The 23,876-nt window shown below is 70.4% G+C and carries 22 protein-coding genes, 1 tRNA gene and 1 pseudogene; 11 read left to right on the top strand and 13 right to left on the bottom strand.

What is annotated here, in order from left to right:
* The first annotated feature begins 66 nt into the window (after positions 1-66).
* Positions 67-711, top strand: coding sequence for a MerR family transcriptional regulator (locus tag ACFZBP_RS23550; RefSeq protein ID WP_391415812.1), 645 nt, complete (start codon positions 67-69; stop codon positions 709-711).
* 166 nt (positions 712-877) lie between these two features.
* Here the strand turns inward: ACFZBP_RS23550 and ACFZBP_RS23545 are convergent, their stop codons facing one another.
* From ACFZBP_RS23545 to ACFZBP_RS23535, 3 genes are all read right to left on the bottom strand, one after another.
* Positions 878-1,681, bottom strand: a complete 804-nt coding sequence (locus ACFZBP_RS23545; RefSeq protein WP_391415810.1) for an exodeoxyribonuclease III — start codon at positions 1,679-1,681, stop codon at positions 878-880.
* A 496-nt stretch (positions 1,682-2,177) separates the two neighbouring features.
* Positions 2,178-2,684, bottom strand: a complete 507-nt coding sequence (locus tag ACFZBP_RS23540; RefSeq protein WP_391416098.1) for a hypothetical protein — start codon at positions 2,682-2,684, stop codon at positions 2,178-2,180.
* 296 nt (positions 2,685-2,980) lie between these two features.
* The gene (locus tag ACFZBP_RS23535; protein ID WP_391415808.1) at positions 2,981-3,193 is read right to left on the bottom strand and encodes a hypothetical protein; all 213 of its coding nucleotides are present in this window, start codon (positions 3,191-3,193) and stop codon (positions 2,981-2,983) included.
* Between the two features lie 70 nt (positions 3,194-3,263).
* Here ACFZBP_RS23535 and ACFZBP_RS23530 point away from each other — a divergent pair.
* Both ACFZBP_RS23530 and ACFZBP_RS23525 read left to right on the top strand, forming a co-directional pair.
* A pseudogene (locus ACFZBP_RS23530) lies at positions 3,264-3,715 on the top strand (transcriptional regulator); the annotation flags it as partial.
* Between the two features lie 1,312 nt (positions 3,716-5,027).
* Positions 5,028-5,504, top strand: a complete 477-nt coding sequence (locus ACFZBP_RS23525) for a GNAT family N-acetyltransferase (protein ID WP_391415806.1) — start codon at positions 5,028-5,030, stop codon at positions 5,502-5,504.
* Between the two features lie 15 nt (positions 5,505-5,519).
* On the opposite strand, the gene ACFZBP_RS23520 is transcribed toward ACFZBP_RS23525, so the two are convergent.
* The 8 genes from ACFZBP_RS23520 to galU all read right to left on the bottom strand — a co-directional run bounded on the left by ACFZBP_RS23520 (position 5,520) and on the right by galU (position 12,489).
* Positions 5,520-6,767 carry an MFS transporter gene (locus ACFZBP_RS23520; protein WP_391415804.1) on the bottom strand — a complete coding sequence of 416 codons (1,248 nt, stop codon included), beginning with the start codon at positions 6,765-6,767 and terminating at the stop codon, positions 5,520-5,522.
* A gap of 105 nt (positions 6,768-6,872) precedes the next feature.
* A tRNA-Ala gene (locus tag ACFZBP_RS23515) sits at positions 6,873-6,946 on the bottom strand.
* Between the two features lie 86 nt (positions 6,947-7,032).
* On the bottom strand, positions 7,033-8,319 hold the full coding sequence (gene glpR / locus ACFZBP_RS23510) for a gephyrin-like molybdotransferase receptor GlpR (RefSeq protein ID WP_391415802.1): 1,287 nt from the start codon (positions 8,317-8,319) through the stop codon (positions 7,033-7,035).
* Between the two features lie 194 nt (positions 8,320-8,513).
* Positions 8,514-9,161, bottom strand: coding sequence for a GNAT family N-acetyltransferase (locus tag ACFZBP_RS23505; RefSeq protein WP_391415800.1), 648 nt, complete (start codon positions 9,159-9,161; stop codon positions 8,514-8,516).
* 20 nt (positions 9,162-9,181) lie between these two features.
* On the bottom strand, positions 9,182-9,682 hold the full coding sequence (locus tag ACFZBP_RS23500; protein WP_391415798.1) for a molybdenum cofactor synthesis domain-containing protein: 501 nt from the start codon (positions 9,680-9,682) through the stop codon (positions 9,182-9,184).
* On the bottom strand, positions 9,679-10,173 hold the full coding sequence (gene moaC, locus ACFZBP_RS23495) for a cyclic pyranopterin monophosphate synthase MoaC (protein WP_383448522.1): 495 nt from the start codon (positions 10,171-10,173) through the stop codon (positions 9,679-9,681). Before moaC ends, ACFZBP_RS23500 begins: the two co-directional genes overlap by 4 nt.
* An 86-nt stretch (positions 10,174-10,259) precedes the next feature.
* Complete coding sequence (gene glp / locus ACFZBP_RS23490) at positions 10,260-11,582, bottom strand: gephyrin-like molybdotransferase Glp (protein ID WP_391415795.1); 1,323 nt, start codon at positions 11,580-11,582, stop codon at positions 10,260-10,262.
* 4 nt (positions 11,583-11,586) lie between these two features.
* Positions 11,587-12,489 (bottom strand): UTP--glucose-1-phosphate uridylyltransferase GalU, encoded by a 903-nt coding sequence (gene galU, locus ACFZBP_RS23485; protein ID WP_383447908.1) that lies wholly within the window; start codon positions 12,487-12,489, stop codon positions 11,587-11,589.
* 94 nt (positions 12,490-12,583) lie between these two features.
* Between galU and ACFZBP_RS23480 the strand changes: the two genes are divergently transcribed.
* Positions 12,584-13,204, top strand: a complete 621-nt coding sequence (locus ACFZBP_RS23480; protein WP_383447903.1) for a 5-formyltetrahydrofolate cyclo-ligase — start codon at positions 12,584-12,586, stop codon at positions 13,202-13,204.
* Between the two features lie 71 nt (positions 13,205-13,275).
* Here the strand turns inward: ACFZBP_RS23480 and ACFZBP_RS23475 are convergent, their stop codons facing one another.
* Complete coding sequence (locus ACFZBP_RS23475) at positions 13,276-16,050, bottom strand: penicillin acylase family protein (protein WP_391415792.1); 2,775 nt, start codon at positions 16,048-16,050, stop codon at positions 13,276-13,278.
* 228 nt (positions 16,051-16,278) lie between these two features.
* Here ACFZBP_RS23475 and ACFZBP_RS23470 point away from each other — a divergent pair, with 228 nt between their 5' ends.
* From ACFZBP_RS23470 to mscL, 6 genes are all read left to right on the top strand, one after another.
* Positions 16,279-17,805: a potassium/proton antiporter gene (locus tag ACFZBP_RS23470; RefSeq protein ID WP_383447896.1), complete on the top strand. Its 1,527-nt coding sequence runs from the start codon at positions 16,279-16,281 to the stop codon at positions 17,803-17,805.
* A gap of 247 nt (positions 17,806-18,052) precedes the next feature.
* A complete protein-coding gene (locus tag ACFZBP_RS23465; protein WP_391415790.1) occupies positions 18,053-19,345 on the top strand; it encodes an MFS transporter in 1,293 nt (430 codons plus the stop codon).
* A 67-nt stretch (positions 19,346-19,412) separates the two neighbouring features.
* Positions 19,413-19,736 (top strand): FmdB family zinc ribbon protein, encoded by a 324-nt coding sequence (locus ACFZBP_RS23460; protein ID WP_383447890.1) that lies wholly within the window; start codon positions 19,413-19,415, stop codon positions 19,734-19,736.
* A 98-nt stretch (positions 19,737-19,834) separates the two neighbouring features.
* Positions 19,835-20,677, top strand: a complete 843-nt coding sequence (locus tag ACFZBP_RS23455; protein ID WP_391415787.1) for an S-methyl-5'-thioadenosine phosphorylase — start codon at positions 19,835-19,837, stop codon at positions 20,675-20,677.
* Between the two features lie 210 nt (positions 20,678-20,887).
* On the top strand, positions 20,888-21,481 hold the full coding sequence (locus ACFZBP_RS23450; RefSeq protein ID WP_391415785.1) for a hypothetical protein: 594 nt from the start codon (positions 20,888-20,890) through the stop codon (positions 21,479-21,481).
* 147 nt (positions 21,482-21,628) lie between these two features.
* On the top strand, positions 21,629-22,087 hold the full coding sequence (gene mscL / locus ACFZBP_RS23445) for a large conductance mechanosensitive channel protein MscL (RefSeq protein ID WP_391415783.1): 459 nt from the start codon (positions 21,629-21,631) through the stop codon (positions 22,085-22,087).
* Positions 22,088-22,091: 4 nt separating this feature from the next.
* On the opposite strand, the gene ACFZBP_RS23440 is transcribed toward mscL, so the two are convergent.
* A complete protein-coding gene (locus ACFZBP_RS23440) occupies positions 22,092-22,274 on the bottom strand; it encodes a hypothetical protein (RefSeq protein ID WP_383447876.1) in 183 nt (60 codons plus the stop codon).
* 344 nt (positions 22,275-22,618) lie between these two features.
* On the opposite strand from ACFZBP_RS23440, the gene ACFZBP_RS23435 reads away from it, so the two are divergent.
* Positions 22,619-23,854, top strand: coding sequence for a low temperature requirement protein A (locus ACFZBP_RS23435; protein WP_391415781.1), 1,236 nt, complete (start codon positions 22,619-22,621; stop codon positions 23,852-23,854).
* Positions 23,855-23,876 lie beyond the last annotated feature (22 nt).

The following is a 23,876-nucleotide window of genomic DNA, read 5'->3' as shown; positions in this document are numbered from 1 at the left end:
AGGTCCGTACCGACCGGTAGGGGTCGGCCGACGAAAGTTACCTGCGGTACGCCTTAAGGTGCCCAGGTGACCGAGAAGCGTGAATACCGCATGGAGGAACTCGCCCGCCTGGCCGGCATCACGGTCCGCACCCTGCGCTTCTACCGCGAACGCAAGCTGATACCGCCACCGCGCCGCGAGGGCCGCATCGCCTGGTACGACGACCACCACCTGGCCCGCCTGCACACGATCTCGGCCCTGCTGGAACGCGGCCACACCCTCAACGGCATCGCGGAACTGGCCGACGCCCTCGACCACGGCCGCGACGTCGCCGACCTCCTCGGCGTCGGCGCCCCCACCGAGGAGGAGCCGGTCCGCCTCACCCCCGAGGAACTCGCCGCCCGCTTCGAGGGCGAGGTCACCCCCGAGAACCTCGCCGCCGCCATGGAACTCGGCTACCTCGGCACCGACGGCGACGAGATCGTCCACATCAGCCGCCGCCTCCTGGACGTCTCCTCCGCCCTGGTCCGCGAGGGCATCCCCCTCGCCGAGGTCCTCGCCGCCGGCAAACGCGTCCGCGAACACGTCGACGACCTCGCGGAGATGTTCGCCGACATCGTCCTGCGCCACGCGGGGGAGGAAGACCTGCAACGCCTTCGCCCACTGGCGAGGAGCGTGGTGGAGGCAGAACTGTCACTGGCCCTGGACCGGCGGTTGCGGAAGCAGTCTTAAGCCTGGAATATCCCGCTTTCCAAGGACATTCACTCCATCGAGGCACTTTTCGGGCTTCGGCATAAGACGGTCCGCGATGCCTCCGGTCTCCCGGTGCGCAAAACGACTGACAACGCCCGGCGCGGTGGCGCGGGTGGGCCGCTACGACCTGCCCGCGCCCGCCCTGTCACATCTCGAAGACAACCGTGACGGGAGCATGATCCGACCACCGTTCCGCGTGGCTGGCCGCCCGCTCCACGAATGCCTTGACCGCGCGCTCCGCGAGCCCGGGGGTAGCCACCGCAAGGTCGATCCTCCATCCCGAATCGTTGTCGAAGGCACGGCCTCGATACGACCACCACGTGTACGGCCCCTCCACGTCCGGGTGCAGCGACCGTACGACGTCGACGTACCCGCCCGCCGAGGGCGCGAGCACCTCGCCGAGCCACTCCCGCTCCTCCGGCAGGAACCCGGAGCTCTTCTGGTTGCCCCGCCAGTTCCTCAGGTCGGCCTTCTCGTGCGCGATGTTCCAGTCACCGCAGACGAGCACCTCGCGGCCGTCGGCGGCGGCGCGCTCGCGCAGGTCCTTCAGATAGGCCAGGAACTCACCCATGAAGCGGACCTTCTCGTCCTGCCGCTCGGTGCCGACCTCGCCGGAGGGGAGATAGAGGGAGGCGACCGTCACACCCGGCAGGTCCGCCTCGACGTAGCGCCCGCTCCCGTCGAACTCACTCGACCCGAAGCCGACCTGGATCCGGTCGGGCTCCCGCCGGGTGTACAGGGAAACACCGGCACGCCCCTTCGCGGCGGCGGGCGCGTGCACGACATGCCAGCCGTCGGGCGTACGCACCTGCTCGGGCAGCTGCTGCGGCTCCGCACGCACCTCCTGCAGGCACAGCACATCGGCTTCGGTACCGGCGAGCCACTCCACGAAGCCCTTCTTCGCGGCGGCCCGCAGCCCGTTCACATTCACAGAGGTCACAGTCAGCAAAACACTCTCCCAGGCGACAGGAGAGTACGTTACTGGGTGAGTTCCTCACCTCGGCCACCAACCGCTCTCGTACGGGATGCACCACCTGGTAGCGGGGCTGCCTCTCGCGTGAGCCATTTGAACGCCTCGGCCTCAACGTCCGTTCGTTGAGCCCATACGCCTTCGCAACCGAGTGACCGGCTCACGATGCGTAGGACGCGTCGGTACCTGTAGCCGGGGGCGCTGGCCTTCGCCCTCGCGTACGTGTTCCGCCCTGTGGGCGGTGAGGCTGCCCGCGGCAGGGGCCGTGGCCCCTGCCGCGGCATATTGCACTAATCCCCGCGCGTGCGAATGTAGCGCCACCCAAAGAAGAGCACTCCCAGCACTCCCCCAGCTGCTCCCGCCACACACAGTACGGTTGCCCATGGAGCCATGTCCTGCGTGATCCACAGCAGGCTCACTACGGCCAGAGCTATGGAGAACGAGAATCGCTCTCCATTACCCAGGCGGCGGCCGGTCAGTCCCCGGTTGCTGTGCACGTGTATGTCACGCCCTTCATTTTGATGTCCGTCCACCCTATCCGCGTACTGAGGGGGGCGACATCAGTGCCACCGCCACCGCCACCGCTATCCTTCTTTCGACAGTAGTAACCGAGCGCATCGAGCTTCTTAATATCGCTCATTGCCTGGTACTTCTTGTATGAAGCGATCATGGCGGCCCGTCTTTGCGCAGGCGTGGCTTCCTTCGCCTTCGAGTACAAATAGCACCCGACACTAGCTCCGATCCCTACCCACGACGCACCCTTGGCCAGCGCCTTGGCAAGGCCTGCCGCACCACTGCCGATCCCCAAGACTGTGCAGATTTCATTAGCTCCGACGCGGGATTGTCCTGCCGTTGCCGCCTGTGCGACTACTGCCGTCCTGCCACCTTCCGGTGAAGTCGCATATGCAGTATTGGCGCCAATTCCGCACATTGCGCCGGTCATAATTACGGCAATCGCGGTAGAAATCCCCTTGCTTCGCATACTCACGAAGTAAATCCCCGTACGTTCGGCAATTACTGGTCAGGCAATTGCTTGATCATTACAGCAGGGAGGCTACCAGCGGGAAGATGCGTACACAATGGCGAACTTTGCTCATGGGGCTTCGTTAACGATTTCTTACCTAGGCCATCTCCACAGAATCGGGCGAATCTCATGCAATTCCGCAGACCGGGCATCTCGACCGCGTAGACGTAACCGCCTGACCGTGTGCACCCAGCGAAAGACGTAGGGCTCGAATGTCCCCCCGCCAGCGAGCCCGTGCGCCGTCCTGCTCGGCCTCAGCTCTCCGAAGCCACGGAGCTGAAACGCCTTCCCACCGCAATCTGCTCGACCGCATCCGCTCTCCTGAACGCAAGGTGCGCGAGAACGCCGGCCGCGCCCAGACCTGCCCCGCCCTCGACGAGATCCGCGACGGCGTCGTACGCATCGCCGAGGGCGGCCCGCTCGTCGTCGTACCCCCGGGCAAGGACTACGCGAAGGGCGGCGGGCACGTCCGCGTCCGTATGCACGTCGCCGGCGGGGCGACCGTGGTCGTGGACGAGTGGGATGCACCCGCGGGTCGCGGGCCGGTCATCGGAAGCCGAGGATCGAATCGCTCCGCTCGTGCCGCCGGCAACCGTCTGAACGAGCACCAAGGGCCGCCCACCTACGACCGGCACCCTGTGACGTTCTCACCGGGCAACGTCCAGATTCACGCGATCAGCGTCGCGCTGGAGACCGGCGACCAAACGCGCGCCCTCTCCCTCAACCGTCGCACCAGCCCCGACCTGGTCGCCGCGCTGTCCAACTCCCGCCAGGGCCACCATCACATGGACCTCGCCCGCAAGTGGCTGTGGGACGGCAACCGCGACAAAGCGCTGTCCGAACTTGAGACGGCCGAACGCATTGCCCCGCAGCTGGTTCGCAACCATCCCATCGCCCGCTCGACGCTGCGCAGCATCGTCTACAACGAGCGCACCGCCACTCGCGAGAAGCTGCGCCGCATGTCGAACCGCTTCCACCTCGACGGATGAGGGTCGTATCCCCCTGAGTCACATTGGCCCCCTGACTCGTTTTTAGCTTCAGGGGCATGAGTCGACGAGGAACCCCCACCAGCCTTCTCAAGGCGGCGCGTTAGGCACCGCTGCGCCCTTCCACCCCCAACTCGGTGACCTCGCACGGGACACGTCGAGGGACACAGCCGGCCGCAACCCCCGGCCGTTACGCGCAGTCTCGTATTCCCCGGCCGCGCCCCGCCCTGTCGGCTACCGGTGCAAGGCTCTCGCGACGCCTCTGAACGGCAACCGCGCGGTTGTTCTCGCCGCTCACAATGCCCGCTCACCACGCCTCGCCGCGCGATGGCTCCAAGCACAGGCCGAACGGCTTGCCCGGCGCCTCGACCCGGACCCGTTCGCCCCGTGGCTGCACGCCGCCCCGCTCGTCCTCACGGGTAACACACACGCCGCTGACGTACTGCGTACATGGGTCCGAGACCCGACCAGGTATGCGGACGCCATACACAAGCTCGCCGCCCGCGTCTCGTACCACCTCACCATCACAGACAGCGATGCGCGTACCCCCTCATCGTGGCCCCCGTACCCGTACGGCGGCCCCCACAGTCCATGCCCCCCGCCGCGCGTTTCCCCTACCCGGCCGGGGGCGGGTTTCCAACCCGCAGCCGCCTACGCCGCCTCGCGGATCACCGCACAGCGCGGAAGCAGACTCCCCGCCCGCCCCCACATCGCATCTCCCTCCCCGGGCGGCCGGGGACTCCACCGCGGCCGAGGCCGCCAACAGAAGGCCCGCCACGGTGCGCACCACGTCCGAAGCACCACCCAACTCAAGGAGGCACGGAACGTGACCACAGCACAGAAGCGCATCCCGACCGACGCGCGGACGCTGATCAACACAGACCTGCGCGAAACCCTGGTCGACAACATGCGACATGCTGATCAAAGACGCCGGCGACCTGATTCTGCTGGACTGGGCCCTTGCCTGCCCTGCCCCTGCATGGGCAGATGCCGCGCTGACAGTCCCCCGGCTCATTGCCGCCGGGCACACACCAGATCAGGCGGAGTCGATAGCCCAGCAGGTTCCCGCGTACCGCACAGCTGCCCCCGCGGCGGTCACCGCCCTCGCGCGCACGGTCTACGCCGCATGGGAGGGCTGGGAGCGAACGCGCCCTATGCCCCACAGGGCCGCGCTTACCGCTGCAGCTGGGGCGTGGGCTGCGCACCGCGAGACCCCGGTACCGATACGGCCGTAAAAGCACATACCGATACCGGCACCCTGGACCCAGTCCGGTTCTGGAATCCGGCGCAATAGAACTCATATACGGTGTTCGGCATGGACATACGCCGGGTCGCCTTCGACCACCCCGACGCTGTCAAGCTCAACGACCAGGTCCAGGCCGAGTACGGCGTCCGCTACGGCGACGACGGCGACGCCACCCCGCTGGACGTCACGGACTTCAGGCCGCCGAACGGCCTGTACCTGATCGCGTACGACGAGCTCGGCACCCCCGTGGCCTCCGGCGGCTGGCGGTCCCAGGACGAGAACGGCGAGGGCAACGCGGACGGCGACGCCGAGCTCAAGCGGATGTACGTCATCGAGCAGATGCGCGGCCGGGGCCTCGCACGCCGCATCCTGGCCGCGCTGGAGGAGGACGCGCGGGACGCGGGCCGCAGGCGCATGGTCCTGGAGACCGGGGCCAAGCAGCCGGAGGCGGTGGCGCTGTACACGTCCAGCGGGTACGAGCCGTGCGAGAAGTTCGGCTTCTACCGCTTCCACGAGCTCAGCCTGTGCTACGCCAAGGCCCTGTGACCCGTACGCCCGACCTCACCCGCCCCCGCCCTCCTCGCCCGTCAGTCGGTTGATGCGGTACACGTCCCGCACACAGAGGTTGAGGCCCAGGGAGAGCACGACCAGTCCCGCGCACGCCACCAGCACCGTCCGGCTGTCCCAGAGTCCGGCCGCGAGGGCCGTGAGCAGATAGCCGAGGGGGATGGCGAGCCGTTCGCCGACGTTGTTGAACGCGCTCATACGCCCCAACTCACCCTGCGGCACATGCTGCTGGAAGGCGGTCGTCCACGCGACGATCGTCACGTCGAGGCCGACCCCGGCGAGCAGCGCGGCCAACAGCACCCAGGGCAGCGGCAGTCCCCACGCCATGGCGAGCAGCGGCGCGGCGAGCGGCGTACAGGCCAGGATGGCCACGACCAGCAGCCGGTACGGCCGCCAGCGCAGGCACACCACCGTCCCGCCCAGCAGCCCCGCCGCGAACGCGGCCTGCACGAGCCCCCAGTCGCGTGCCCCCGCGTACCGCTCCGCCGCGACGACGGGCCCGAGCAGCTGGTATCCGGCCAGCCACGCGGCGACCAGGAGCGTGCCCGCGGCCGTGTAGGTCCACAGCCAGGTCCGCGACCAGAACCCCGCCCAACCGTGCCGCAGGTCGCTGAGCGCGCTGGTGACGATGATCGGCGCGTCCAGGCGCAGCCCGAGCAGCAGGAGGGCGGCGACGGCGAAGGTGAGTGCGTCCCAGGCGAGCGCCCAGGCCGGGCCGCTGACCGCGACGACGGCTCCGCCGATGGCCGGCCCGAGCACCTTGACGGCGTTGCTGGGCAGCCTGAGCAGCGCGTTGGCCTGCTGCAGCTGTGCCACGGGGACGATCTGGCCGACGGCGCCCTGGGTGGCGGGCACGGTGAAGGCCACCGCGGTCCCGGAGACGAAACCGCAGACCGCGATGGAGGTCGTCGACGCCTGCCCCGTGGCGACGATCACGGCCAGCGCGCCCTGGGCGACGGCCGCGAGCAGATTGCCGAGGAAGAGCATCAGGCTGCGGGACATCCGGTCCGCGAGCACTCCGCCCACGAGCAGGAACAACACCGTCGGCACGGTGTTCGTGGCGAGCACCAGCCCCAGCTCACCGGCTCCGCCGCCCTCCCCGATCACGGAGTAGGCGAGCGCGAGCGGCGCCATGGCGGACCCGGTGGCGGAGACGAGGTTGGCCAGCACGAACCGCCGGAAGCCCGGAATCCGCAGCGGCGCCGCACGTCCCGCCGATAACTCTGCGTCGACCTTCTCCACGCTCCCCCTCGGGACGGCGGCACTTGGGCACAACAAAGATCCCGCCCGATCAGCCGATCGGACGGGATCTCTCAACTCCCGGGTTTCCCCGGAGAGTTGTTGCGGTGGACCTGAGGGGATTTGAACCCCTGGCCCCCTCGATGCGAACGAGGTGCGCTACCGGACTGCGCCACAGGCCCTTGCAACGAGTGAAACTTTAGCACCCCGATCGGCCTGCTTGGAAATCCGTTCCCGGCCGGCCGCCGCGCCCGGCCGCAGGTGACGGCTACTCGTTGGCCGCGCGCGGCCGGTCGCCGTCCTCGTACTGGTCGAACAGCGGCGTACGGCCCCGCTCGCGGGCCCGGCGGGCGGAGGCGGCGCGGCGGGCGTCGCTGCGACCGCCCCCGTCGGCCTTCTCCTCCTCGCACCCCGCGTCCCCGTCGCCCGGCTCCGCGCCCCGCGCGGCACCGCCCCCGGCCTCGACGCCGGTCTCCCGGTCCCGGCCCACGGTGCTCGACCGCGCCGAGCTCCAGGCGTCCGGGGCGCCGAGGTCCACGTCGGGCGTGGCCCGGGGCGCGACCGGCGCGGTCACATACGTCGGCAGCGGCACGGGCACCGGGTCCCAGCTGTCGCCGTGTCCGGGCCTGCGCTGCCGCTCGCGCTGCTGGTCGACCCACTCGGCGTGGTCGGTCTGCTCGACGAGGGCGCGCCGGTCGGCGGCGAGGGCGGACAGGCTGGGGTCGGTGGCGCCTGGTTCGGCCCCCTCGTCGGGCTCGTCGAGGCCCGCACCGGGGTCGGTGCCGCCGCGACGACCCGACTGGCGCGCATGCTCACGAAGCCGCTGCGCGGCGGCCTCGGCCTGCCGTCGGTCCATCTGGTAGGCGAAGCGGCGGCGCTCCTGGGACCGCAGGTACGCGATGTACCCGCTGAGCAGCACGGCGGGGACGCCGGGCGCCCACAGGAACGCCAGCCCGCCGACCGCGGCGACGATCGCGCCGAGCGTGAAGGCGAGGAAGAGCATCACGGTCGTACGGCGACGGCGCGCGAGCACCTTCGAGCGCCGGGCGCGTGCCGCGGCCGCCTCGTCCGAGGGGGCTCGCCGGGCGGCGGGCACCCGCTTGCGTGCCTTGGCCGCGGGGCCGGGGCCCGCTTCGGCGGAGGGCGCGCTCGCGCGTTCGGGTGCCGACCGGGAACCGTGTTCGGGTGCCGGCTTGCTCCCCTGGTCCCGCGCGGAGTCGCGTGCCGGTTCCGGGCGCCCTGGTGCCTGTGCCGGGACCGGCGCCTGGGTCTGCGGACGGGTCGGAGGCATGGCGAAGGCCCGGACGTCCACCGACTCGGTGACGTCGCCCGGGTCGTCGGCGCTGGGCTCCCCCTCCTCGGTGGAGCGCGCGCGCAGGTCCTTGGCGTACCGGCGCTCCATCCCCGCCCGTCCGGACAGCAACCGGATGGCTGTGCTGAAGCGTTCCGTCGGACGGGCCTCGTTCAGCTCGTCCTGCCTACGGAGCCACATCGGCACCAAGTAGGCGGCCCAGGCCCCGACAATGACTGCGTAGATGAGGCCGCTGCTGCTCACGCCTCACACGGTAGAGGGGTTTCCGTGGGGCCATCCGCCAATTGAGCCGGTGTGTCGCACGATCTGGCTGATATTTCGAACTTTTTTTGTGACCGATGCGATCAGCAGGCCGCCGAGGCCGCGAATTTAATGCCTGAGCCGGTCATCCTGCGATCAATTTCGAACACTTATTCAATTTCCGAGGCGTCTTCGGACTACGCGGGATTCCCCTGCGGGTTCTGCCGGGTGTTCTGCGACTTCGCGTCCGCGGCTCGCTGGGAGCGTTCCCGTTGCCAGCGGCTCAGCAACCCTTCCGGCACCTCTTCCGCCGTGAGCGCGAAGACGAGATGGTCCCGCCAGGCCCCGTCGATGTGGAGATATCGCGGACGCAGCCCCTCCTCGCGGAATCCGAGTTTCTCCACGACCCGCCGGCTGGGCCGGTTCTCGGGGCGAATGCAGACCTCGATGCGGTGCAGACCGACGCCGCGGAAACAGTGGTCCACGACCAGGGCCACGGCCGTCGGCATCACCCCGCGGCCCGCCACCGCCTCGTCCACCCAGTAGCCGACGTGCCCCGAGCACATCGATCCCCAGGTGATCCCGGCGACCGTCAACTGCCCGACCAGCCGCCCCTGGTACTCGATGACGAACGGCAGCATGCGGCCCGAGTTCGCCTCGGAGCGCAGGTGCCGGACCATCTGGCGGTAGGTCGGCCGGTGCGCGATCGGCCCGCTGGGCGTGGGCGGCGGAATCGTCGCCTCCCACGGCCGCAGCCAGTCCCGGTTGCGCCGGTTGACCTCGCGCCAGGCCCGTTGGTCGCGCATCTTTATCGGCCTGAGGACGACGTCGCCGTCCCTCAGCACGACGGGCCAGGATGGGCTGTTCAGCTCGCACCCCCACTGCTGGGTCTGGGGTGGTCGCCGCCGCGGATCTGGTCGACGGCGTGGATCAGGAGGGGCTCCAGGACGGCCAGACCGTCCTTCACCCCGCCGCTGGAACCGGGCAGGTTGATGATCAGCGTGCCCCCGGCGACTCCGGCGAGCCCGCGGGACAGCGCCGCCGTGGGCACCTTCTCCCGTCCGAACGCCCTGATCGCCTCGCCGATGCCCGGAACCTCGAAGTCCAGGACGGCTCGGGTGGCCTCCGGTGTGCGGTCGGTGGGAGAGATGCCCGTGCCGCCCGTGGTCACGATGACGTCGTAGCCGGCGTCGACGCCGGCGCGCAGGGCGGCGAGGACCGGGTCGCCGTCGGGCACGACCTGCGGTCCCTCGACGTCGAAGCCGAAGCCCTTCAGGCCCTGGGCGACCAGCGGACCGCCCTTGTCCTCGTAGACCCCGGCCGCGGCCCGGTTGGAGGCGGTGACCACCAGAGCCCGATACGTCATGCCCGGCTCCAGTCGCCCGACTTGCCGCCCGTCTTCTCCTCGACCCGTACGTCCGTGATGACCGCTCCCTTGTCGACCGCCTTCACCATGTCGATCACGGTGAGCGCGGCGACGGAGACCGCGGTGAGGGCCTCCATCTCGACGCCCGTGCGGTCCGTGGTCTTCACGGTGGCCACGATCTCCACGGCGTCGTCCGCGACCGACAGGTCCAGTTTCACACCGGACACCGCGAGCGGGTGACAGAGCGGGATCAGATCGGGGGTCCGCTTGGCGCCCATGATCCCGGCGATCCGGGCGGTGGCGAGGGCGTCGCCCTTGGGGACACCCTCGCCGCGCAGCAGCTCGACCACACGGGGCGAGACGAGGACGCGGCCGCTGGCGCGGGCGGTGCGCGCGGTGACGTCCTTCTCGGAGACGTCGACCATGCGGGCCGCGCCCGCCTCGTCGATGTGCGTGAGGTGGTCCTGCGTGGATGGGTCCTGCGTGCTCATGCTGGTGTGGCGCTCCCGGTCCTGGCCCGTCGCGGTGCGGCGCACGGGCCTGCTGTGCGCGACACGGTACCGCCAACCAGGGCCGCTCAGCCGAGCAGGACCACCTCGACCTCGGCGCCGGGCTCGACGCTCTCGGTGTCCTCGGGGACGACGATCAGCGCGTCCGCGTGCGCGAGGGCGGCGACCAGGTGGGATCCGGCGCCGCCGACCAGCCGCACCGCGCCGTCGGCGTACGTCCCGCGCAGGAACTGTCTGCGCCCCTTGGGCGAGGTCAGCGCCTTGTCGGCGGTCAGGGTCGCGGTGGTCCGGGGGCGGTGGACGTCCTCCAGGCCCATCAGGGTGCGGATCGCGGGGCGCACGAACAGTTCGAAGGAGACGTAGGACGACACCGGGTTGCCGGGGAGCGCGAGCAGCGGAGTGTGATCGGGGCCGATGGAGCCGAAGCCCTGGGGCTTGCCGGGCTGCATGGCGAGCTTGCGGAAGTCGATGCCGCCGCCGGCCTCGTCCTCGTCGGCGACGTGCGACAGGGCTTCCTTGACGACGTCGTACGCCCCGACGCTCACGCCGCCGGTGGTGACCATGAGGTCGGCGCGGACGAGCTGGTCCTCGATGGTGGAGCGGAGGGTCTCGGCGTCGTCGGCGACGGCGCCCACGCGGTAGGCGATGGCGCCGGCGTCGCGGGCGGCCGCGGTGAGGGCGAAGCTGTTGGAGTCGTAGATCTGGCCGCCGGAGAGCTGCTCGTCGGGCTGGACGAGTTCGCTGCCGGTGGACATGACGACGACCCGGGGGCGCGGGCGCACCCGTACCGTGCCACGGCCGATGGCGGCGAGCAGGGCGATCTGGGGCGGGCCGAGGACCGTGCCGGCTTCGAGGGCGCGGTCGCCGTACTTCACGTCGCTGCCCTTGGCGCGCACGTGCGCGCGTGCCTCGGCCGGCCGGTGGACGTGCACCTGGCCCTGGGCGCCCTCGGGGGCCAGGCTGCGGGCGCGCATGCCGGTGACCGGCCCCTCGCCGAGGCCGCCGTCGGTCCATTCCACGGGGACGACGGTCTCGGCGCCGGGCGGCAGCGGGGCGCCGGTCATGATGCGGGCGGCCTGGCCGGGCCCCACGTGGAGCAGGTCGGCCTGGCCCGCCGCGACGTCCCCGACGACCTCCAGGACGGCGGGGAACTCCTCGCTCGCGCCCGCGACATCCGCGACCCGGACCGCGTACCCGTCCATGGAGCTGTTGTCGAACGGCGGCAGGGAGACCGGCACCGTGACGTCGTCGACCAGGACACAGCCCTGGGCGTCGAGCAGTTGCAGCTCGATGGGTTCGAGGGGGCGGACGGTCGTGAGGATGTCCTCCAGGTGCTCGTCCACCGACCAGAGGTGGTCCTGGCCGGCGGGGCGGGGCGCGGCGGTGCTCAACTCGCTACATCTCCTCGGCTACGTAACTGCGAAGCCAGGTCCGGAAGTCCGGGCCCAGGTCTTCACGTTCGCATGCGAGTCTGACAATGGCACGCAGGTAGTCGCCGCGGTCGCCGGTGTCATAGCGGCGGCCCTTGAAGACGACGCCGTGCACGGGGCCGCCGACCTTCTCGTCCTGCGAGAGCTGCTGGAGCGCGTCGGTGAGCTGGATCTCGCCGCCACGGCCCGGCTCGGTCTTGCGCAGTATGTCGAAGATGTGCGGGTCGAGCACATAACGGCCGATGATGGCGTAGTTGGACGGGGCGTCGGCCGCGGCCGGCTTCTCGACGAGGTCGTGCACCTTGACCACGTCGCTGTCCTCGGTGGGGTCCACGGCCGCACAGCCGTAGAGGTGGATCTGCTCGGGCGCGACCTCCATCAGCGCGACGACGCTGCCGCCGTGCCGCTCCTGGACCTCGACCATCCGCTTGAGCAGCGGGTCGCGCGGGTCGATCAGGTCGTCGCCGAGGAGGACGGCGAAGGGCTCGTGGCCCACGTGGGGGGCCGCGCACAGGACGGCGTGGCCGAGGCCCTTGGGGTCGCCCTGGCGGACGTAGTGCATGGTGGCGAGGTCGCTGGACTCCTGCACCTTCGCGAGCCGGCCGGCGTCGCCCTTCTTCTGCAGGGCCGATTCCAGCTCGTAGTTGCGGTCGAAGTGGTCCTCCAGGGGGCGCTTGTTGCGGCCCGTGATCATGAGGACGTCGTCGAGGCCCGCGGACACGGCCTCTTCGACCACATACTGGATAGCCGGCTTGTCGACGACCGGCAGCATCTCCTTGGGAGTGGCTTTGGTGGCCGGCAGGAAGCGGGTGCCGAGACCCGCTGCGGGGATGACAGCCTTGCTGATCCGAGGGTGGGACTGAGTCATGCCCGCCACCCTATCCGGTGCCTTTGTAGGGAATCTGAGGCTCCGGTTATTTGGCTCTCTTATGAGCACATTGGGAAGGGTAAGGGAGCGGCCCATGAGTCACACCGGACGTCCGGACGATCCTGACAAGCGCGCGTTGCGGCGGGAGATCCTGTCGGTGAGAGGCAGGTTGACGGCGGATGACGTGCGGGTATCGGCCGGCGCGCTGGCCGGGCGGGCGCTGGAGCTGCCCGAGCTGGCACACGCGCGCGTCGTGGCGGCGTACGTCTCCGTGGGGAGTGAACCCGGCACCCTCGCGCTGCTCGACGCGCTGCGCGCGCGGGGGGTGAGCGTCCTGCTGCCCGCCCTGCTGCCCGACAACGACCTCGACTGGGGCGGCTACTTCGGGGAGGGTTCCCTGGCCCGCGTCCAACACGGCGGGAAGATGGCCCTCTTCGAGCCGTCCGGCGAGCGGCTCGGCCCGGACGCCGTGACCGGCGCCGACGTGGTGCTGCTGCCTGGCCTGGCGGTCGACGCGCGCGGGATGCGGCTGGGGCGCGGCGGCGGGTCGTACGACCGCGTCCTCGCCCGTCTGGAACGCGCGGGCGCCCGGCCCTCGCTGGTGGTGCTGCTGTACGACTCGGAGGTCGTCGAGCGCGTCCCGGAGGAGCCGCACGACCGACCGGTGCACGCGGTGGTGACACCGTCGGGGGTGCGCCGCTTCGAGGAGCACTGAGCCCGCCCCGATCGCGAAGGGGCCCTCCACGCGCGCGTGGAGGGCCCCTTCGGCGGTACGGCGTCAGCGGCTCACGGCCTGAGCACCAGGGTGTCGCTGGTGCTGTCCTCGACCGCCTTGTCCGAGAAGGACCAGTCGAGCAGTTCGCCGTCGGCCCACTTGTCGGTCTGGTCGGTGTAGTGGGCGCTGTAGGCGTGCCCGGAGGCGCCGGTGAGGTTGATCCACTTCGACTTGTCGAGGTCGCTGAGGTTGACCACCATCCGCATCGACGGCACCCAGACGACGCCGTAGCCGCCGGCGGCGTTCCAGCCGGAGGCGTTGACCGTGGCCTCGCCGCCGCTGAGCTTCCAGGGGCCGCGGTTGAGGATGTACTGCAGGACACCGGGGCCCTCGGTGCCGAGGGTCTGGTTCTTCAGGAACAGGCGGTGCAGCCGACCCCAGCTCCAGGTGTCGATGTCCTTGCCGAGCTTGGCGGTCAGCTCCCAGCGGGCGTCGACCATGGCGCGCCGGAACAGGTCGTCGCGGTTGTGGTTCGCGCCCTTGCGGTTGCCCGACTTGGGCGTCGTCCACCAGTCGCTGTCCTTGTCCTCCATGAGGGTGCGCACCACCTCGAACCAGCGGTCGCCGCCGTCGGGCTGCGCCTGGTCGGTGTCGCGCTCGCCGCACTCGCGTACCTTCTCGGTCGCGTCCACGGGCCCCGTGGTGCTGACCGGGTCGACCAGCAGGCACTGGCCCTTGACCCGCAGCTCCTTGGGCAGCTTGTTGCCGAAGGCGAGCTTGAGGATGTTGCGCCAGACCGCGTTGAAGTAGGCGGCCGCCGCCGAGTCGGCGTCCTGGGTGCGGTCCCAGCCCTCCAGGAGCTCCTGTGCCTCCCGGACGTCCGCCGCGTCCCGGACGTCCTTGTCGGAGATGTCGATCTTCAGCAGCTCGGGGACCAGCAGCCTGGCGATCTCGCTGCTGTTGTCGAGCTGCATCTGGCGCATGTCGTCGGTGGAGATCTTGCCGCCGCCGTCGATCTTCGACTGGATCAGGTCGTTGATGCGCTGGCTGCGGGCGCCGTAGCCCCAGTCCGTGGTGAGCGTGTACGGGTACTTGGCCTTGTCGACGACGGCCTGGTTGGCGGTGACGATGTAGCCCCGGGACGGGTTGTACTCGTACGGCAGCTCGTCCTCGTCGATGTAGCCGGTCCAGCGGGACCTGGAGTCCCAGCCGGGCGCCGGGACGGAGCCGTCGTAGCCCTTCGCGCGCGTGGGGATCTTCCCGGGCAGCGTGTAGCCGATGTTGTCCTTGGTGTCGGCGTAGATCAGGTTCTGCGAGGGCACGTCGAACAGGGCCGCCGCGCCGCGGAAGTCCGTCCAGTTCGCCGCCTTGTCGATGGCGAAGACGGCGTCCATGGAGGTGCCCGGGTCGAGCGCGGTCCAGCGCAGCGAGATGCCGTAGCCGTCGCCACGGTCGGGGGCGGCGGTGTCGACGGTGGCCTTCTTGCCGACCTTCACCAGCTCGGAGCTGCGGTCGGACAGCAGGGGTCCGTTCTCGGTCTCGCGGACGACGATCTTCTTGGGCGAGCCGCCGGCGACCTTGATGGTCTCCTCGCGCGTGGTGAAGGGCACCGTCTTGCCGTCGAGCTGGTAGCCGTCGCCGGAGAGCTTCTCCAGGTAGAGGTCGGTGACGTCGACGCCGGAGTTGGTCATGCCCCAGGCGATGTTCTGGTTGTGGCCGATGATCACGCCGGGCATGCCCGCGAAGGTGTAGCCGCTGACGTCGTACTGGCACTTGCTGGAGACCGCGCGGCAGTGCAGGCCCATCTGGTACCAGACGGACGGCAGCGCGGCCGACAGGTGCGGGTCGTTGGCCAGCAGGGGCTTGCCGGTGATCGTGTACTTGCCGTCGACGACCCACGAGTTGGAGCCGATGCCGTTGCCGTTCACGCCGACGGCCGTCGGGAGGTCGTCCAGGACGTCCTGGAGGCCCGCCAGCTGGCTCTGCAGGCCGCTGGTGCCCGAGCCGGAGGCGGCGCCCGTGCCGGTGCCGGACGAGCCCGCGGAGGACGTGGCGCCGCTCTGCTGGAAGGTCCTGGTGATGTCGTCGTACTGGCCGGTCTGGACGATCGTCTCGTTCCGGCCGTACGGGTAGTCCGGGTACAGGTCCTGGATCTGCTTGGGGCCGAGGCGGCTGGTCATCAGGGCGCGGTCGATCTCGTCCTGCATGTTGCCGCGCAGGTCCCAGGCCATCGCCTTCAGCCAGGCGAGCGAGTCGACCGGGGTCCACTTCTCGGGCTTGTAGTCGTTGGTGAACCCGAGCGCCGCGTACTCCAGGGAGATGTCCTTGTTGTCCTTGCCGTCCAGATAGGCGTTGACTCCCTGGGCGTAGGCCTGCAGGTACTTCTTGGTGGACGCCGACAGCGTCTTGTCGTACTCCTCCTTGGCGACGCGGTCCCAGCCGAGGGTGCGCAGGAACTCGTCGTTGTCGACCTGGCTCTCGCCGAACATCTCCGACAGCCGCCCGGAGGTCATGTGCCGGCGGACGTCCATCTCGTAGAACCGGTCCTGCGCCTGGACGTAGCCCTGCGCCATGAACAGGTCCGCGTCGGAGGAGGCGTAGATCTGCGGGATGCCGTAGTCGTCGCGCTTGACGTCGACGGGCCCGGACAGGCCGGGCAGCGTGAGTGATCCCGTGGTCTGCGGGAAGGAGGCACGGACGGTGCTGATGGACCAGTACCCCCCGTAGCCGACGCCTCCGACAAGGGCCAGCACCAGCACGAGGACGATCAGACGGGCTCTGCGCCCCTTCTTCCTGCCGGACTTGCCGGGCTGCTGACCCGTGGAGGCGGTGGTGTTGGGGGGCATCGCTGTCCTTGCTGTCCTAACGCGAGAGGCAGGCGGTCCTGGAGTGCTGGAGCAACCATAGGCGCAGGGCCCGATGCAACTTGACTCGGAGTAGGGAACCAGCACGGACGGACGTTCGATCATGCACCCCTTAGCGTCAAGAAATCGTCAAGAGTTAGGTAAGGTAACGAAGTAGTTGGGTGCGGAGAACCGCCACTTCGTGTCCTATGTACGTGAGCCCACGCGCGCGTGCGCGCGGGCCAGGGAAGGGAACGGCCGCTGACTGTCCACGACCTCAACCAGCTCCTGCTCGTCTGCTCGCTCGTCCTGCTCGTCGCCGTCGCCGCGGTCCGGATCTCCTCGCGCAGCGGGCTCCCCAGCCTGCTCGTGTACCTGGGCATCGGCGTCCTCATGGGCCAGGACGGCATCGGCGGCATCCGCTTCGACGACGCCGAGCTGACCCAGGTCATCGGGTACGCGGCCCTGGTCGTGATCCTGGCCGAGGGCGGTCTCGGCACGAAGTGGAAGGAGATCAAGCCGGCCCTTCCGGCCGCCACCGCGCTGGCGCTGGTCGGGGTCACGGTGAGCGTCGGGGTCACGGCGACGGCCGCGCACTACCTGGTCGGGCTGGAATGGCGGCAGGCACTGATCATCGGGGCGGTCGTCTCCTCGACCGACGCCGCGGCGGTGTTCTCCGTACTACGGCGGATCCCGCTCCCCTCGCGCATCACCGGCACCCTGGAGGCCGAGTCCGGGTTCAACGACGCCCCCGTGGTCATCCTGGTGGTCGCCTTCTCCACGCACGGTCCGATCGAGCACTGGTACGTGCTGCTGGGCGAGATAATGCTGGAGCTGGCCATCGGCGCCGCCATCGGCCTCGCGGTGGGCTGGCTGGGCGCCTGGGGCCTCAGGCACGTGGCGCTGCCCGCCTCCGGTCTCTACCCGATCGCCGTCATGGCCATCGCCGTCGCCGCCTACGCGGCCGGCGCGATGGCGCACGGCAGCGGCTTCCTGGCGGTCTATCTGGCCTCGATGGTCATGGGCAACGCCAAGCTGCCGCACTGGCCCGCCACGCGCGGGTTCGCCGACGGGGTCGGCTGGATCGCCCAGATCGGCATGTTCGTCCTGCTCGGCCTGCTGGTCACCCCGCACGAGCTGGGCGACGACATCCTGCCCGCGCTCGTCATCGGGCTGGTGCTGACCATGGTGGCCCGCCCGCTGAGCGTGGTGCTGTGCCTGGTGCCGTTCGGCGTCCCCTGGCGGGAGCAGGCCCTGATGTCCTGGGCCGGGCTGCGCGGCGCCGTGCCCATCATCCTGGCGACGATCCCCATGGTGGGCGGCGTCGAGGACAGCCGGCGCATCTTCAACATCGTCTTCGTCCTGGTCGTGGTCTACACGCTGGTCCAGGGGCCGACCCTGCCGTGGTTCGCGCGCAAGCTGCGGCTCGGCCAGGAACCCGAGCCCGCCGACCTCGGCATCGAATCGGCACCGCTGGAACGGCTGCGCGGGCATCTGCTGTCCTTCGCGATCCCCCGGGGCTCGAAGATGCACGGCGTCGAGGTCAACGAGCTGCGGCTGCCCGCCGGGTCCGCCGTGACCCTCGTCGTACGCGATGGAAAATCGTTCGTTCCGCTGCCTACGACAGTGCTGCGACGCGGGGACGAACTCCTGGTCGTCGCCACCGACCCGGTGCGGGACGCGGCCGAGCGCCGACTGCGCGCGGTGGGGGCCGGCGGCAAGCTGGCCGGATGGCTGGGGACGAACGGTACGTCCTGATCGCAGGCCGAGCGCCCGCAGTGCTCAGATTCACAAGGTCAACGGCCCGCGTTCCCTGTACTATGCAGGCGTACCCCTAGATCGAACCACCTCTGCCTGACGCAGAGCTGGCGCGACCGTATGGCGGCCGGGACGTCCCTCCTCAGCGGACGCCGGTATCTACCGCAGTTCCGCGCGACAGGACAGCTCTCGGCGCCGCCCCCCACCCGACGGGGCCGCGCTACCAGGCGGCAGAAAGGCACGGGCCGTGGCATCCACGGTCACCACCGAGCAGTCGAAGGACTCGCCGGCCTCCTCCCGCCCGGGATACGGACAGCTGCTGCGCACCCGCGGCGCCTGGACGTTCCTGCTCCCCGGCTTCGCGGCACGCCAGCCGTTCGCGATGCTGACCATCTCCATCGTGCTGCTGGTGCAGCACACCACCGGTTCCTACGGTGCGGCGGGCGCCGCCGCGGCCGTCACCGGCGTCTCCATGGCGCTGTTCGCGCCCTACAGCGGCCGCCTCGCCGACCGCTACGGACAGCGCGCCGTCCTGATCCCGGGCGTCCTCGTGCACGTCGCGTCCGGTCTGACGCTGACGGCGCTCGCGCTGGCGGAGGCACCCCTGTGGGCGCTGTTCGTCGCCGCCGTGCCGACCGGCGCCTCGGTGCCGCAGATCGGCCCCATGGTGCGGGCCCGCTGGGGTGTGAAGCTCCAGGGCTCGCCCCTGATGACGACCGCGGCCGCCTTCGAGTCGGTCACCGACGAGCTGACCTTCGTCGTCGGCCCGCTGCTGGCCACCGCCCTGTGCACCGCCGTCGACCCGGCCGCGGGCCTGGTCACGGAGGCCGCGCTCACACTGCTCGGCGGTCTGCTGTTCGCCGCGCAGAAGAGCACCCAGCCCTCGGTCGCCGTCGCCGGGCACGCGCGCGTGGAGCACTCTTCGGCGCTGCGCGTCCCCGGCGTGCGCGTGCTGATCGTGACCTTCCTCGGCATCGGTTCCGTCTTCGGCGGCATGCAGGTCTCCCTGACCGCGTTCACCGAGTCCATCGGCGAACCCGGACTCAACGGCGTCCTGTACGGCACGTTCGCCGCCGGCAACATGCTCTCCGGCATCGTCTGCGGCGCCATCGCGTGGAAGGTGGCCCCACAGCGCCGCCTCCTCGTGGGCTACGCCGCCCTCGCGCTGGCCGCGTCCGGCCTGTGGGCCGCGCACTCGGTGCTCGTCCTGGCCGGCCTCGGACTGCTGGTCGGCATGTGCATCGCGCCCGCGCTGATCACCGGCTACACGCTGGTCGAGAGCCTGGTCCCGGCCGGTGCCCGCACCGAGGCCTTCACCTGGCTCACGGGCGCGGTCGCGCTCGGCCAGGCCGCCGCGGTCACCGTGGCCGGACAGCTGGAGGACCGCTTCTGGGGCGGCGCCGGATTCCTGGTCCCGATGGGCGGGACGCTGCTGGCGCTGGCGACCCTGGTGGCCCTGCGGTCACGGCTGGTGGCCCGGCCCCGGGGGCGCACCGTGGCACGTGGCGTCGGTCACCGCGTGCCGGTGGCAGTGGACTGAGCGGCCGGAATACGTCACACTTGACCGTCGTTAGCACTCATCGAGTGAGAGTGCCAGGAGGAAGACAGTGCCGACCTACCAATACCAGTGCACCGCGTGCGGCGAGGGCCTCGAGGCGGTGCAGAAGTTCACCGACGACGCCCTGACCGAGTGCCCCAGCTGCCAGGGCCGCCTCAAGAAGGTGTTCTCCGCGGTCGGCATCGTCTTCAAGGGCTCCGGCTTCTACCGCAACGACAGCCGCGGCTCCTCGTCGAGCAGCTCCCCGGCGTCGTCGAAGCCGTCGACGTCCTCCTCGTCCGACTCGTCCTCCTCCTCGACGTCGTCTTCCTCGTCGTCCTCGGAGTCGAAGTCGTCGAGCGCCGGCACCTCCTCCAGCAGCTCCGCGGCGTAAGCACTTCCTAGGGGCACGTAGGACGCACTTCTTACGGGACCCTGTCGCCCTCCGGCGACGGGGTCCTCGGCGTTCGCGGGTGCGGTTAGGGTGCGGACATGGCGAACAAGGCGAACGTCGAACTCGGCGTGATCGGTGGCTCCGGCTTCTACTCGTTCCTCGACGACGTGACCGAGATACAGGTGGACACCCCCTACGGGCCGCCCAGTGACTCCCTCTTCCTCGGCGAGATCGCCGGCCGGCGGGTCGCCTTCCTGCCCCGGCACGGCCGCGGCCACCATCTGCCGCCGCACCGCATCAACTACCGGGCCAACCTCTGGGCGCTGCGCTCGCTCGGTGCCCGCCAGGTCCTCGGCCCCTGCGCGGTCGGCGGTCTGCGCCCCGAGTACGGGCCGGGCACCCTGCTGGTGCCGGACCAGCTGGTCGACCGCACGAAGTCCCGGGTCGGCACGTACTTCGACGGGCTGCCGCTGCCCGACGGCACCGTGCCGAACGTGGTGCACGTCTCCCTCGCCGACCCCTACTGCTCCACCGGCCGCGCGGCCGCGCTGAAGGCGGCACGAGGGCGGGACTGGGAGCCGGTGGACGGCGGCACGCTGGTCGTGGTCGAGGGGCCCCGCTTCTCGACCCGTGCCGAATCGTTGTGGCACCAGGCGCAGGGCTGGTCGGTGGTGGGCATGACCGGCCATCCCGAGGCCGCGCTCGCCCGTGAACTCGAGCTCTGCTACACGTCGTTGACGCTGGTCACCGACCTCGACGCGGGCGCCGAGACCGGCGAGGGCGTCTCGCACGACGAGGTGCTGCGGGTGTTCGCGGCCAACGTGGACCGGCTGCGGGGCGTGCTCTTCGACGCGGTGGCCGCGCTGCCGGCGAACGAGGAGCGGGACTGTCTGTGCGCGACGGCGCTGGGTGGGATGGATCCGGGGTTCGAGCTGCCGTAGGGGACGGTGGCAGGGGGCAGCTGCAGGGGACGGTCGCAGGGGGGTGTGCGGGGCGGGGCGTCTGCGGAGCAGTGGAACTTCCCGTTCGGGTGGCGGAGTTTTCCACAACCGGGCGGTGGTCCACGGGCTCCGGCGGGCGGCGGCGCGATGGCTCATCGTGGCTACGTCGTGGCTTGCCAAGCCGTTCCGTCGTCACAGGTGGTGGTCCTCATGTCCGTTGCCCGTCCGCTTTCCTCCGCCCTCCCCGCCCCTGCCCCCTCCCCCTCCTTGTCTCCCTTCTCCCCCGTCCTTCCGCTGCCGCTGGGCACGGACGCTCCGGCCACGTGCGAGGTGCCGCACTTCGCTCCGGTGCGGGTGCGCGGCGGGCGGTATCGGTTGCGCCGGCTGCTACGGCATCGCAGGCGGGCCGCGGCGGCGGGGCTCGCCGTCACCGCGGCCGCGCTCGTGGCCGCGGGGCCCGGGGAGACCGGCCCGGCACGCGGGCATCCGGTGGCGGAGCCGGTTCGCCAACACCGGGCCGTGGAGCGGGTCTCCGCGCCGGTGCGGATCGCCGACGAGGCCACCGTGCGGCTGCTGCGGCCCGGCGACCGGGTCGATGTGATCGCCGCGGAGGAGAGCGCGCCGGGCGGGGGTGGCGGCGGCGCCGAGGTCGTCGCGCGCGGGGCGCGGGTGTCGAAGGTGCCGGAGCCGCTGGACGTCACGGCCGGGAGCGGGGCGCTGGTGGTGCTGTCGGTGCCGCGGTCCACGGCGGCGCGTCTCGCGGGCGCGAGCGCTACGGCGCGGCTGGCGGTGACGCTGTGCTGAGCTGGGTCGGGCGTGTCGTACACATGATGCTCATCGTCCTGTCAAGCCCCACGTTCCGGTGGTGCAATTGGACAGGATGGCCTAGCCCTGACGTAGGTTGCGGAGCTGTTCGTTCCACAACCTGTGCACATGAGGAGAGGCTCCGCGGTGAGCGAGAAGAAGGAACCGGGCATCTGGGACGGCTTCAAGGCCTTCCTGATGCGCGGGAACGTCGTCGATCTGGCGGTAGCGGTGGTCATCGGCGCCGCGTTCACCAACATCGTGAACGCGGTGGTGAAGGGGATCATCAACCCGCTGGTCGGAGCGATCGGCACCAAGAACCTCGATCACTACAGCTCGTGCCTGAGCTCGTCGTGCGCGGGCGACAAGGGCATCCAGATCCTGTGGGGCTCGGTCCTCGGCGCCGCCCTCAGCTTCGTGATCACCGCGGCCGTCGTCTACTTCCTGATGGTCCTGCCGATGGCGAAGTACCTGGCCCGGGTGGAGGCCCGCCGCAAGGCGAAGGAGGGCGCGCAGGAGGTCATCGAGGTGACCGAGCTGGAGGTCCTCAAGGAGATCCGCGACGCGCTGGTCGCCCAGCGCGGCTCGGGACACGACCAGCGGTAAAGGCTCAGATGTGGTGGGGCGGCTTCTCGTCGAGGAAGCGCTTCAGGTCGGCCGCGCTGTCACCGTCGGCGCGCGGCCGCTCGCCCCAGCCCCGGTCGGTGTCGTCCGAGGACTGCTGGTCCAGCGGGTCGTCGAAGATCAGCGCGGGCTTCGGCTCGCGCGGCTCGGAGGCGGGGGCGGTGCTCATACGTCCAGAGTACGGCCCACAGGGCGACGGCCTGCCCGACGGTGGGTCGGGGGCTCGCGCACGACGGCACCGGGAGGCTCGCGCGTGGCGGCCCGGGAGGCTCGCGCGCGGTGGCCCGGGAGGCTCGCGCACGACGGCCCGGGGGCTTGCGCGCGGTGGCCCGGGAGGCTTGCGCACGACGGCCCGGGGGCTTGCGTGCGATGGGCCGGGGAGCCTGGCACGCGATGGTCCTGGAGGCTTAGGCTCGACGGTCGGGAAAGCCTGCGCGCGACGGTCCCGGGAGGCATGCGCGGCTGTGATCCCTTCGCAGGAAATTCCGCGCCCGATCTGCTGTGCTTGACCCCATGACGTCCAGTTCGACTCCCGCGCCGGACTCCCCCCGCCCGCCCGGACACCGCCGTCCCCTGCGTCGGCTCACGGCCCGGGGCCGCGGTGAGGCGCACCGTGCCGCCACTCCCCTGGAGCTCTTCTTCGACCTGTGCTTCGTCGTGGCCATCGCCCAGGCGGGCATGCAGTTGGTGCACGCCGTCGCGGAGGGGCATCCGGGCGAGGGGATCCTCAACTACGCGATGGTGTTCTTCGCCATCTGGTGGGCGTGGATGAACTTCACCTGGTTCGCCTCGGCCTACGACAACGACGACGTCCTCTACCGGGTCGTCACCCTCGTCCAGATCGCCGGCGTGCTGGTGCTGGCGGCCGGGGTCACCAGGGCGTTCGAGGACCACGACTACCTGGCCGTCCTGCTCGGCTATGTGATCATGCGGCTCGCCCTCGTGACGCAGTGGCTGCGCGCGGCCAGGTCGAGCGAGGGCTCGGAACGACGGATGGCCCTGCGGTACGCCTGCGGTGTGCTGCTGTGTCAGATCGGCTGGGTCGGCCTGGTGGTGCTGCCCAAGGACGCCAGGCCCTGGGTGTTCCTGGTGATGGCGGTCCTGGAGATGTGTGTGCCGCCGTTCGCGGAGAAGGACCATCCGACGTCCTGGCATCCGCGTCATATCGCCGAGCGGTACGGGCTGTTCACGATCATCGTGCTCGGCGAGACCATCGCCGCCGCCACGGTGGCCGTGAAGACCGGCATCGACGAGAACGACGCGCTGGGCGACCTGCTGCCGATCGCCGCGGGCGGGCTGCTGATCATCTTCGCCGCCTGGTGGATCTACTTCGTGGTGCCGATCCACGGCCATCTGAACTCCAACAGACAGGCCTTCCTGTGGGGTTACGGCCACTACGTGGTGTTCGCCTCGGCGGCGGCGATCGGCGCGGGTCTCGAGGTGGCGGTCGAACAGGCCGTCCACAAGGCGCACATCTCGACGCTGGCGGCGTCGGCGGCGGTGACCCTGCCGACGGCGCTGTATCTGCTCACCGTGTGGGCGCTGCACTCGCGCTACTTCAAGGTGGGCATCGCCCAGCAGCTGGTGCTGCCGACCGCGGCCCTCCTGGTGATCTGCTGCACCTTCCTGGGCGACTGGGCGGTGCTCGCGGCCGGGCTGGTCTCGGCGGGGACGGTGGCGACCGGGGAGACGTTGACGGCACGCAGGGCGGGCCGGGCGCGCAGGGAGGCGACGGCGCCGGTCGGCTGACGGCAGGAGCGGCGGCGTCCGG

It is taken from the genome of Streptomyces sp. NPDC008086 (genome assembly GCF_042957325.1).
Classification (GTDB): Bacteria; Actinomycetota; Actinomycetes; order Streptomycetales; family Streptomycetaceae; genus Streptomyces.
Note: the sequence above shows the minus strand (reverse complement) of the source record. Positions and strands in the feature narration are given on the sequence as shown.

Coding starts and splice junctions, on each gene's coding strand:
- ACFZBP_RS23455 (WP_391415787.1), top strand. CDS start 19,835: ATGGCGAACAAGGCGAACGTCGAACTCGGCGTGATCGGTGGCTCCGGC.
- ACFZBP_RS23480 (WP_383447903.1), top strand. CDS start 12,584: ATGAGTCACACCGGACGTCCGGACGATCCTGACAAGCGCGCGTTGCGG.
- moaC (WP_383448522.1), bottom strand. CDS start 10,173: ATGAGCACGCAGGACCCATCCACGCAGGACCACCTCACGCACATCGAC.
- galU (WP_383447908.1), bottom strand. CDS start 12,489: ATGACTCAGTCCCACCCTCGGATCAGCAAGGCTGTCATCCCCGCAGCG.
- ACFZBP_RS23500 (WP_391415798.1), bottom strand. CDS start 9,682: ATGACGTATCGGGCTCTGGTGGTCACCGCCTCCAACCGGGCCGCGGCC.
- ACFZBP_RS23540 (WP_391416098.1), bottom strand. CDS start 2,684: ATGCGAAGCAAGGGGATTTCTACCGCGATTGCCGTAATTATGACCGGC.
- ACFZBP_RS23435 (WP_391415781.1), top strand. CDS start 22,619: ATGACGTCCAGTTCGACTCCCGCGCCGGACTCCCCCCGCCCGCCCGGA.
- ACFZBP_RS23440 (WP_383447876.1), bottom strand. CDS start 22,274: ATGAGCACCGCCCCCGCCTCCGAGCCGCGCGAGCCGAAGCCCGCGCTG.
- ACFZBP_RS23450 (WP_391415785.1), top strand. CDS start 20,888: ATGTCCGTTGCCCGTCCGCTTTCCTCCGCCCTCCCCGCCCCTGCCCCC.
- ACFZBP_RS23525 (WP_391415806.1), top strand. CDS start 5,028: ATGGACATACGCCGGGTCGCCTTCGACCACCCCGACGCTGTCAAGCTC.
- ACFZBP_RS23475 (WP_391415792.1), bottom strand. CDS start 16,050: ATGCCCCCCAACACCACCGCCTCCACGGGTCAGCAGCCCGGCAAGTCC.